This window comes from Acidobacteriota bacterium, assembly GCA_040754075.1.
In the GTDB taxonomy this organism is placed as follows: domain Bacteria; phylum Acidobacteriota; class Blastocatellia; order UBA7656; family UBA7656; genus JBFMDH01.
The window spans coordinates 24,384-35,320 of sequence record JBFMDH010000049.1; the positions used below are offsets into that span (position 1 = coordinate 24,384).

10 protein-coding genes are annotated in these 10,937 nt (G+C 49.5%); 8 read left to right on the top strand and 2 right to left on the bottom strand.

Annotated elements, in window-relative coordinates:
• Positions 1 to 268: 268 nt before the first annotated feature.
• The 4 genes from AB1757_29980 to AB1757_29995 all read left to right on the top strand — a co-directional run bounded on the left by AB1757_29980 (position 269) and on the right by AB1757_29995 (position 3,922).
• Positions 269 to 1,453 (top strand): serine hydrolase domain-containing protein, encoded by a 1,185-nt coding sequence (locus AB1757_29980; GenBank protein ID MEW6131296.1) that lies wholly within the window; start codon positions 269 to 271, stop codon positions 1,451 to 1,453.
• A gap of 290 nt (positions 1,454 to 1,743) precedes the next feature.
• Positions 1,744 to 2,175, top strand: a complete 432-nt coding sequence (locus tag AB1757_29985; GenBank protein ID MEW6131297.1) for an SRPBCC domain-containing protein — start codon at positions 1,744 to 1,746, stop codon at positions 2,173 to 2,175.
• Between the two features lie 125 nt (positions 2,176 to 2,300).
• Positions 2,301 to 3,029, top strand: a complete 729-nt coding sequence (locus AB1757_29990; protein MEW6131298.1) for a carbon-nitrogen hydrolase family protein — start codon at positions 2,301 to 2,303, stop codon at positions 3,027 to 3,029.
• A gap of 122 nt (positions 3,030 to 3,151) precedes the next feature.
• Positions 3,152 to 3,922 carry an arylamine N-acetyltransferase gene (locus tag AB1757_29995; GenBank protein ID MEW6131299.1) on the top strand — a complete coding sequence of 257 codons (771 nt, stop codon included), beginning with the start codon at positions 3,152 to 3,154 and terminating at the stop codon, positions 3,920 to 3,922.
• Between the two features lie 121 nt (positions 3,923 to 4,043).
• Here the strand turns inward: AB1757_29995 and AB1757_30000 are convergent, their stop codons facing one another.
• Positions 4,044 to 5,015, bottom strand: a complete 972-nt coding sequence (locus AB1757_30000) for a hypothetical protein (GenBank protein ID MEW6131300.1) — start codon at positions 5,013 to 5,015, stop codon at positions 4,044 to 4,046.
• A 333-nt stretch (positions 5,016 to 5,348) separates the two neighbouring features.
• Here AB1757_30000 and AB1757_30005 point away from each other — a divergent pair, with 333 nt between their 5' ends.
• From AB1757_30005 to AB1757_30015, 3 genes are all read left to right on the top strand, one after another.
• Positions 5,349 to 5,933 carry a GNAT family protein gene (locus AB1757_30005; protein ID MEW6131301.1) on the top strand — a complete coding sequence of 195 codons (585 nt, stop codon included), beginning with the start codon at positions 5,349 to 5,351 and terminating at the stop codon, positions 5,931 to 5,933.
• Positions 5,934 to 6,088: 155 nt separating this feature from the next.
• Positions 6,089 to 6,760 carry a hypothetical protein gene (locus tag AB1757_30010; GenBank protein MEW6131302.1) on the top strand — a complete coding sequence of 224 codons (672 nt, stop codon included), beginning with the start codon at positions 6,089 to 6,091 and terminating at the stop codon, positions 6,758 to 6,760.
• 133 nt (positions 6,761 to 6,893) lie between these two features.
• Entirely contained in the window at positions 6,894 to 9,284 is a 2,391-nt protein-coding gene (locus AB1757_30015) for a protein kinase (protein ID MEW6131303.1), read from the top strand.
• Positions 9,285 to 9,494: 210 nt separating this feature from the next.
• Here AB1757_30015 and AB1757_30020 read toward each other — a convergent pair whose 3' ends face one another.
• Positions 9,495 to 10,295 (bottom strand): DUF4097 family beta strand repeat-containing protein, encoded by an 801-nt coding sequence (locus tag AB1757_30020; GenBank protein ID MEW6131304.1) that lies wholly within the window; start codon positions 10,293 to 10,295, stop codon positions 9,495 to 9,497.
• Between the two features lie 146 nt (positions 10,296 to 10,441).
• Between AB1757_30020 and AB1757_30025 the strand changes: the two genes are divergently transcribed.
• Complete coding sequence (locus tag AB1757_30025) at positions 10,442 to 10,828, top strand: AAA family ATPase (GenBank protein MEW6131305.1); 387 nt, start codon at positions 10,442 to 10,444, stop codon at positions 10,826 to 10,828.
• Positions 10,829 to 10,937: the final 109 nt, after the last annotated feature.

Below are 10,937 nucleotides of genomic sequence, written 5' to 3' on the forward strand. Positions count from 1 at the left end.
TTTATTGAAACGTGCTTTGAGATTCCTGGTTCGATAAAGGCAATGGCTATCGAGCCGCGTTTAACAAGCGCGCCCGGCAAAGCGCGCGATAGGAACTCAACTTTTCGTTTCTTGACGGTAATGATAGGCTAATCGCCGCCGTTGTCGTGTGCCCTTTCCTAAGGACACGATTCTCGCATGACGGAACAAGTTGTGAGGCTGACCGTATCACCCAGGGAGAAGAAGGGAAATCATCAAACTTACACTCAGAAGATAGAAAGGAATAACTATGTACAGGAGACTGACTCCTTTTTTCGCGCTCATTCTGCTGTTTGTCGCAACCGTCGCCGCACAGGCGGACAAAGTAGATGATTATGTCAAAGCCGAGATGCAGAAGCAGCGTATCCCAGGCATCGCCATCGCCGTCATCAAAGACGGAAAGGTGATCAAAGCCGAAGGCTACGGCTTGGCGAATGTCGAACTCAATGTTCCCGTAAGACCGGAAACCGTCTTCAAAATCGGCTCGGTCAGCAAACAATTTATCGCCGCCGGCATTCTGCTTCTGGCTCAGGAAGGCAAATTGAGCCTGGATGACAAAATCAGTAAGTTTCTTGAAGGAACCCCCGACACCTGGAAAGAGATTACCGTTCGCCACCTGCTGACTCACACCTCTGGAATCGTCCGTGAGGCTCCCGGCTTTGACCCGCTCAAAATTCAGACGGACGCCGAGGTCATCAAAACCGCCTACCCGTTGCCGCTGCGTTTTGCGCCGGGCGAGAAGTGGGAGTATTGCAACGTCGGTTACTTTTCCCTGGCTGAAATCATTCACAAAGTAACCGGCAAGCCCTGGGGCGATTACCTGGGCGAACGTTTGTTTATGCCGCTTGAAATGAATGCCACACGCACCACCACCATGTCCGGGATCGTTCAAAATCGCGCCGGTGGCTATTTCTGGAAAAATGGCAAACTCGAAAATGCCACTATCTACTTCGCCTTGCGACCAAGCGGGGCGTTTCTCTCAAGCGTACTTGATCTGGCAAAGTGGGATGCGGCGCTCCACACCGACAGCATTCTCAAGCAATCGATTCTCAGTCAGGCGTGGATGCCTGCCAAATTGAACAGCGGCGCAACTCACCCTTACGGCTTCGGCTGGGAACTGAGCAGCGTGGCAGGTCACAAACGGGTGCATCACGGCGGCTCGCTTCCGGGTTTTCGCGCCCAGTTCTCGCGCTTCATCGACGATAAATTATCCGTCGTCGTCTTGACCAACGCCGATAACGCCAACCCCAATTTAATTTCCCTTGGCATCGCGGCGCTTTACATACCGGGGTTGATTCCAGAGCGCACCGGCGCCAGGATAGCCCCCAAAATCCTTGATACCTATATCGGGCAATATCAAACATCCATCGGGGGTCCTCACGATTACTCGCGAAGGCGACAAGTTGCTGATGCAACAAGGCGCAAACCTCGATAAACGAAACTTGCTGCCGGAAAGCCCGAGCAATTTTTTATCAATGAAAATCGTCGCCTGACCTATAGCTTCGTCAAAGACGATACCGGACAAGTCGCCTTTCCGGTGATTCAGTTGGAAGGCAGAGAAACCGGCAGAGCGAAGAAAATCAAGTGAGCCGGTAAACCTTTGCAGAGCGGCATAATCAATTGTTCGGCTGCGACCTCAATTTGCCTCTTGCTTTTCGTTCAGTGGAGTCTGAGCAATCGACTCGGCGTTAGACGATTCACTTGCGGCAGGGGTATTGTGTAATCATGCGAGAGATTGTTACACAGATTGAAATCAACGCGCCCGCTCAGCGGGTCTGGCAAATACTTTTAGATTTTGACCGCTATCCGCAATGGAACCCCTTCATCAAAAATATCTCAGGAGAGGCGAAAGCAGGAGGCAGACTGAACGTGCGGATTCACCCGCCGAATTCACGCGCCATGACCTTCAAACCGACGGTGCTCAAAGCTGAGCCTGACCGGGAGTTGCGATGGTTGGGACGATTGCTGATTCCCGGATTATTTGACGGCGAACATCGCTTCGTCATCGAACCGATTGATGAAAATAGAGTTTTTTTCACCCATGCAGAGCGCTTCAATGGATTGTTGGTTCCGCTGCTATGGAAAAGTTTAGATACCCAGACCAGAGAAGGCTTCATGCAGATGAATGCGGCTTTGAAAAAGCTCGCAGAAAGCTAGCCGCTCAATACAACTGAGCGGCTGGCATACGCCTCAGCCGCCTAAGCGAGATTCATTACCCTGGTCATCAGCGTTTATGCTTTCGATTGCTCAAACCTTCGTTTCAATGTAAAAGGAAAACAAAAATGAAAATTTGTGCGGCACAGATGAGACCCGTAAAAGGTGACATTCAAACCAATATCGAACACCACAAAAAATTCATCGATCTCGCCCTTTCAAATGGCGCGGAGGTGATTATTTTCCCTGAACTCTCAATAACCGGATACGAACCGACGCTTGCCAAAGCCCTGGCAACGCTCCCTGATGACCCGCGCTTCGATGATTTCCAAAACCTCAGCAACACCCAACACCTCACCATTGCCATCGGGGTGCCGACAAAAAATCATAACGGCATCTGCATCAGTCTGGTCGTCTTTCAACCCCACCAGCCAGGACAAACCTATTCAAAAAAATACCTGCATGTCGATGAAGAACCGTTTTTTGTCAGCGGACAAAACTCAATGGATTTAATCGGCAACCAAAGCAATATCGCCTTTGCCATCTGTTATGAAATTTCGGTGCCGGAACACGCTGAGAATGCCTATAAAAACGGCGCGGAAATTTATCTTGCCAGTGTAGCGAAAACTGCTGAGGGTGTTGAAAAAGCTTTAACAAGTTTGCCTGACATTGCCGCGAAATATTCGATGACCGTAATGATGGCAAACTCGGTCGGGCATTGCGATAACTTTGAATGCGCAGGAACCAGCGCCGCCTGGAATAATCAAGGCAGGTTGCTCGCCCAACTGAACGACAGCGATGAAGGAATCATCATTCTCGACACCGATACACAGGAAGTCATCACCAGGACAATTTAAAAAAACCGGGAAAGCGACAACCAGCAAAATGATTATGAATATCCGTCTGACGCCTCAAGCCAGCACTCGACCAACTCAATGAAAAGAGGCGCGGCTTTGCAAAACATTAAGGAGAAAATTGCATGAACGTGAAAGCTTATCTTGAACGCATCAACTATAAAGGTTCGCTGGTTCCGACTGCCGAAACCTTACGCGACTTGCAGGTGGCGCATCTGCTCACGGTGCCCTTTGAAAATCTGAGCATTCACACAGGGCAGCCGATTGTGCTTGAAGATGCAGCGTTATTCGCCAAAATCGTCGAAGGTCGGCGCGGCGGCTTCTGCTATGAAGCCAACGGGCTGTTTGCCGCTTTGTTGCGGGCGCTCGGCTTCGAGGTGGCAATGCTCTCAGCCGGAGTTGCCAATCAACAGGGCGGTTTCGGACCGGAATTTGACCATATGACGCTGCTGGTTACTTTAGAGCAACGTTGGCTGGTTGATGTCGGCTTTGGCGATTCATTTCGTGAGCCGTTATTGTTTGATGAATCAGGCGAACAGGTGCAGGGGCGTCGCGCCTATCGTATCCTTCCAGATGACACCCACTTCATTCTCAGGCAACGAATCGAAGATGAAGAATGGAAACCGCAACATCGTTTCAGTTTGCAGCCTCATCATTTCGGTGATTACGCGGCGATGTGTCACTATCATCAGACCTCGCCGGATTCGCATTTTACGCAGGGGAGAATCTGCACGCTGGCAACTCCCGATGGTCGTGTGACGCTGAGCGAAATGCGCTTGATTCAAACTTCACTGACCGGCGAGCGACAAGAGCGAACCTTAGAGAATGAAGATGAATATGCGCGCATGTTGCATGAACATTTTGGCATCGATTATCGGCAACTGTTGCAAAAATAGGTTCACCAATCTTGAGGTGAATCACCCATTCCAGATGAAGCGCAATGCCCTATCGTATGCCATTTGTATTGCTGCGACCCTCTTTCAAAATCGCCCGTATCGGCAGGTCAATTGCAATAAGCTATTTTGCGACCCGAAAGAACAAGGCTTTTAGCAGAGCGATGATGATGCTTACCGCAATGAGCGCAACCACTACTCCGGCGACGGTTATGACCACCGGGGTCAAATCCGGTTCCTGGTCAATCAAACCCGGCGGAGTGGTTCTTTCGCCATCCATCGGCAGACTGGATTCTGCAACCCTGACACTGTCGTTTAGTTGAGCGCTTAATCCGCTATAGCGATTGGTCACAGTCACGGCGATTGAATGCGAACCTCTGGTGTTAAAAGCCCAATCCAACGTCGGCGCATCATAGACTGAATAGCCGTCTGCCTGAACCACCGGTTGTCCGTCGATAAACCAGTTGTAACTGAGCGGCGCATTCGGGTCGCTGGTATCGCTGGCTTCAACCTGATAGCGCACCGTCTCATTGATGTTCGGTGATTGCGACGATTTGATAATCCGACCGGCGAGGGTTGCCGGTTCAGATGGGTATCTCGGTGGTTCCGAAGGTTGATAAGGTTCCGAAGGTTGGCTGGGCGGTTGCGTCGGTTGCGCAGGCGCATAGGGATTCGAGGGTTGCGCAGGCATTGAATAACAGGCACTGGTAGACCACGCCTGCAAACCTTGACGTTCCAGATTGCAGGCGAGATTCGCGGCTTCACTGCTGGAAGCAAATCCCCAGGTTTGCAAAATCACGATATCAGCGTTAGAAACATTTCGGTCTCTGAGGACACGTCGGTCATAACGTATGACGTTTTTCAGATAGGCTTGCGCATCCGGCGAATTCAGATTCGAGGTATCAAAATCTCTAAAGTGGTAATACCTTGTACCAAACACCTCAAAAGCGACAACCACGTATGACCCCCACGATACGTTGATAAGCTGGTTTTCTGCGGCAATCGGCGAAGCCTTTGAATGTTGAAGGGGTTCCCCGCTACCAATAAACAGGAGGGGAATGAACAAAGTCATGAATGAAATTTTCAGGCGATTCATGTTGCACCTCCTGACGTCGCCTGAGCGCGGCGTCCTGATCGAATAGCTTCGATCAGAGGAATCGAAATTGAACAACTTATTTGCCGAACGACACGCTTGTTTCAATCACCTCAACGGCTTTCAAGTTAGTCAAAATCGATCCGTCATAAATTGGATACACTGGTAAGTTGCAATGAAACTTATGATTAAAAACGCAATTAGGGTGCCATTCAAAATCGTCGTCGCTAGCGCGAAAAGGGATTAAGAAAGTTGATTTGTAACCAAAAATCCCCACGCGCCTGCGTCAAATCCCCCAGAAATTTTGCGAGGATTACCCGGAGAGGTTCAAGCGATTTGGCTTTCTGGTACAATCGCGCCATGATTGATGCCCAGTTTTTACCAACGATTACCGCAAACCGCTTAACCTTGCGGGCGCTTGATGAACGCGATATTCCGGCGTTGTTTACCATCTTTTCGCAGGCAGAGGTGATGCGCTATTGGAGTTCACCACCAATGCGCGAACTGGCTGATGCCGAAGCCCTGTTGCAAGACATAGGCGCAGGCTTTCAACAAAAGACGCTTTTCCAATGGGGCGTGGCGCTAACCAGTACCCATCAGGTCATTGGCACCTGCACGCTATTTCATCTCGACAGCAAAAATCGTCGCGCTGAAATCGGTTACGCCCTGGCGCGTGAGCAATGGGGAAAGGGCATCATGCAGGAGGCGCTCACGGCGCTTGTGGATTTCGCTTTCAATTCACTTGACCTTCATCGCATCGAAGCCGACGTTGACCCGCGCAACCATAAATCGCTTCGCCTGCTTGAACGGTTGGGCTTCATAAAAGAAGGCTTGTTGCGTGAACGCTGGCTGGTCGGCGGTGAAGTGCAGGATTCAATGATGCTCGGATTACTGCGCCGTGAGTGGAAGTCTGGTCAATGACTTGAAGCATACCTATCGCCTTGCTCTCAAAACCATCCTGACATATAAATTGTCAAACACTCGAATAGCCAAAACTGCGATTCGGAAGTTCGGAACCGGCGGGTTGACTGAGTACAAATACATAAGCAGTAAACGATTTCTGATTGAGGGAACCAATGTCTCCAAACTTTTATTTAAATCTGTCCTGGATTCGTGTAGGTGGAATCTGCGGTATTCTGAGCGTCGCCATGTATCTGGCGGCAGCATTTATCCCGCTGCCGGATACGCTCAGTTATGCGGCGGCGTTTGCCTTTGGTCCGTTATTGTCCGTTGGCGCAATCGGGCTTTATCACAGCCTCGCGCTTAGGCGGCGCAATCCGTTGATTCAGATAGCTGCCATCTTCGGGGTTGGCGCAGGCTTCACGGTGCTCATTATGCTGACGACCCAACAAGCCATCTTTGCAATGATGAAGACGGCAATCGAACAAGCCGGCGATGCGGCAGCAGCCGACACCTATCGAAAGATCGAACAAGGATTGAACACCGTGCATCTCGGAATTGACATCGCCTGGGATGTGCTGATTTCCGTCGCCGTCATCCTTTTCGGCATTGCCATGTTAAACCATCCCAAGTTCGGCAAAGTGATGGGTGGGCTGGGGATTGTTTTCGGCAGTCTGCTCCTGGTATTCAATATCTGGTACTTCCCTACCCCACCAGCCAGCGCCCGTTCAATAGATTGGGGTCCGTTTGTCGCGCTCTGGTTACTGACCTCATTCATTCTTCTCTTACGTTCATTAAAATGGGCAAAAACGCAGCAACCCGAAGAACCGGTCACCATTCAAGGGTGATTCGAGTTTCATTCGGTTCTCACCAGATGGACTGAATAGATGTGCGGTATCGCCTCGCTATTAAACCATGCTTTGATTCAGAAAATTGACAAAGGTCACTTGGGTCATTAGATTCACCTTGAGGTAAAAGCGGGTGATATCGGAAACCATTTCTCATTACAAGGTTCTTGAAAAACTCGGCGAAGGTGGAATGGGCGAGGTCTATTTAGCCGAAGATACGCGGCTCGGTCGACAGGTCGCTTTAAAATTCCTGCCTGCTTCTTTTCAATATGACCCCGAACGCCGGTCGCGTTTTTTACGTGAAGCCCGCGCCGCTTCCGCATTGCGCTCACCTTACGTTGCCGCAATTTATGACATCGGCGAACACGATGACAGGCAGTTTATCGCCATGGAATATGTCGAAGGACAATTGATTTCAAAGAAAATCGAAAGCGGCAACCTTTCCATCCACCAAGCCATTGACATCGCCGCGCAGATTGCCGAAGCCCTCGACGAAGCCCACAACCTCGGCATCATTCACCGCGACATCAAATGCGCCAACATCATCGTCACCGAACGCGGCATCACCAAGGTTCTGGATTTTGGGCTGGCAAAGGTTCTCAGCCAGATTGATGAAAGCGAACTCGATGAAAACCGCACCTTGATTTTTGGCAAAGAGACCTCGCCCGGCGTCGTGCTCGGCACCGTGGCTTATATGTCGCCCGAACAGGCGCGGGGTTTGGCGCTTGACGGGCGCAGCGATTTGTTCAGCCTCGGCGTAATGCTTTATGAAATGGTCACCGGTCGTAAACCGTTTTCCGGTGAAACCATCAGCGATTTAATCGTCGCGATTTTAGAGAGAGAGCCTGCGCCGTTGACCCACTATTCGGAAAATATTCCGCAGCCATTGCAATGGATTATCTCGAAAGCTCTGCGTAAACGTTGCGATGAACGTTATCAAACCGCCAGAGATTTCGCAGTTGATTTGAAGAATTTGAAGAAATCCCTGGAACTTGAAGATAGTGGCGCAAGGACATCCCAATTGGAGCGCCATAGCGGCGCAATCAATCATCGCACCGGTGAAATGGAAGCCCTCACCGTCAAGCTCAGTGAAGACAGTTTTCCAAGCGCGACGATGACGCCACCGAAAAGACGCTCGCGCAAAGCCATCAACTCGATTGCCATTTTGCCTTTGGTCAATGCCAGTAACGACCCCAACACCGAGTATCTGAGCGATGGCATCACCGAAACCTTGATTAACAATTTGTCGCGGCTGCCGAAACTGAAAGTGATGGCGCGTTCGACCACCTTTCGCTACAAAGGTCAAAACGTTGACCCGCTGCTGGTCGGCAATGAATTGAATGTTCGCGCCGTGCTCACCGGAAGAGTGTTGCAACTGGGCGAAAATCTCGTCATTGGCACGGAATTGGTTGACGCATCCGACGGCTCGCATCTCTGGGGCGAACAATACCAACGAAAACTTTCGGATATTTTCAAAGTGCAGGAAGAAATCTCGAATGAAATTCTCGACCAGTTGCGCCTCAAACTCGGCAGCAAAGAAAAGAAAGTGTCATTCAACTGCTGCACCGAAAGCACCCGCGCCTATGAGCTTTATTTGAAAGGACGCTTCCATTTCAATAAGTGGACCTATGAAGGCTTCAGTCACGCCATAGATTTTTTCCAACAGGCGATTGCCATCGATAAAAAATTTGCTCTGGCTTACTCAGGGCTTGCCGATAGCTATGGAACGCTCTGGTTTTTCAATCTGGCGAACTCCGATGAAGTAGTGAAAAAAGCCAGAGACTATACGCTGCGAGCCATCGAGTTGGACGATAACCTTGCCGAAGCCCACCTGTCGCTCGCCAACATGCAACTGTTTTATGAATGGGATTGGCTGGCAGCGGAAAAATGTTATAAACGGGCGCTGGCGTTAAATCCCAATTCGGTTCAGGCGCACCATGCTTATGCTTTTTATCTGCTTTCTGCCGGGCGTTTCGATGAAGCCATCGCTTACGCTGAGCGTTCGGTTGAACTCGACCCGCTGACTTTAATCAATCAATGCGCCGTTGCGGGCGCGTTGACCTATGCCGGAAAACTCGATGAAGCGTTGGCATTCTCCAAAAAAATTCTGGAATTCGATGAGGCGTTTCCGATGACTTATGAACGCCTGTTTCTGATTTATAAATTGCTGGGCGAATATGACAAAGCGGTGGAGACAATTTTAACCGTTTTACCGGCATGGATTCCCAGTCGTGAAATTGCTGAAGAGTTGAAAACCGCGTATCAACAATCGGGAATGAAAGGGTTCTGGCAACGCTGGCTGGATTTTGCTACGGATGGCAAAAGCATTCCCACCGCGCCGCTTTATTACCTGGTGGCGGGTTATGCGATTTTAGGGGAAACCGAACGCGCTTTTGCGTGGTTGGAAACCGCCTATCAAAGCCGCCAAGGGTTTCTGGCGCATCTCAAAGTTGAGCCGCGCTTAAAAGTTTTAAATTCTGATCCGCGTTTTGCCGAACTCATTCAACGTGTGGGCATTCCTTAAAGCCAAAATGCGCGGTCAAAGACCGTTTGCTCTACGTCTGGGAAAAGGGTACTCAAAGACCGTTTGCTCAACGCATCGGAAAAAGCTCAAAAACCACGAGGTTGGTTCACAGCAAACTCAAACGGCTGACAAAAACCTGTAAATAAACCGGCGCGCGTCAGATGAAGGATTCACCCAACGCGCGCTTTGCTCAGGTAAATTTGGTTGTGATTATTTCGAGCGATTGATATTGATGCTGCCATTGACATTTTTCAAACTGACCGACGTACCGCCGCGCCCCAAAGCCCCTTCAAGCGATTGACCGACATACTTGCCTTTTTTCACTTCCAACCCGAAATCATTATTGATGCTGCCGTGAACCGTAGAGGCTCTGACTTCGGCATCGGCATTTCCGGCAAAGCTGAGTTCGACCGCCCCATTTACTGAACTGAGATTCACCGGGTTTTGATTCGCCCCGGAATGTTCATAGTTGAGTTGACCGTTGATGGTTGAGAGTTTGACTTCGCCGCTCAAGCGTTTGGCGTTGATTTCTCCGTTGATGCAGGTGGCGTGAATCGTTCCTGCGAAATCTTCGATTTGCAAATCACCGTTAATCAAATCGAATTTTTCGAGACGCGCCGCGCGCGGAACCGTGATGGTGTATTCAACGCTTGCAGGATTGTCGTAGCGGTCTTCATCGCTCCATCGCTGCGCGCGTTTCGCATAATCGGTTTTGATATTGATAGCATTTTCACTGGCATCAACGACGATGGTGGCGTCCGCGAGTCGTTCGGCTTTGTAAGCCCATTTGACCGCATCCACTTTGACCTGATTGCTGTCCCAGGTATGTATGCGAACCGAGCCGTTGATATTTTTTAAACTCACACGTCCGTCATTTGGCAGATTGTAGGTTTGATGAAATTCTTCCGTGACCTTTTCGCGGGATTGCGCAAAACTGAACATCGCAAAGGTGAGCAGTAAACCGACTCCGAGCAAAATGCCGATGATTCTAAAATTCTTTTCCCGATTCATTCCGACCTCCGAATTCCTGAATGCAATGATTGACACCAATCGCTATCGGCTGGGTTGAAAATTGGTGTGCAGTAAAAACAGAGGTAAGTGAATAAATGTGGTTAAAGGTTGCAAGTTTTTTTTGTAAACGAAGTTAGTTTTTGCAGATGTATATTGTCACAAAGAAATATTACATTTTGTTTGAGGCATCACTAGAAGCGCAGTATTATTTTTTTATGATACGGCGGCTCTATGTTCATAATTTCCGTTGCCTGGAAAATTTCGAGTTACAAATTACCGGTCTGTCATCCGTCTTATTAATTGGCAAAAATGGCATGGGAAAAACGGTGGTAGGATTAGCATTGGAAATATTACAGCAGATCGCTCGCGGAACGAACCGGATAGGCGATTTGGTAAAACCTAAAGATATCACCCGTTCGCGCAAAGAGCTGCCTATGCATTTTGAAATTGAAGTTGAATTGGATGCCAAAGTCTATAAGTATGTTATCGCTTTTGAACTGCCAGAAGATTTCAAGCTGAGTCATGCCCAGTGAAAAAGAGAGCCTCCTTGTGATAAGAATGCGTTGACTAAAAACCATTCCCAACAAGGAGGCTCAGGATGCGTCTAAAACGCCTAGAGAAGTTTACTGCATCTATGACTAA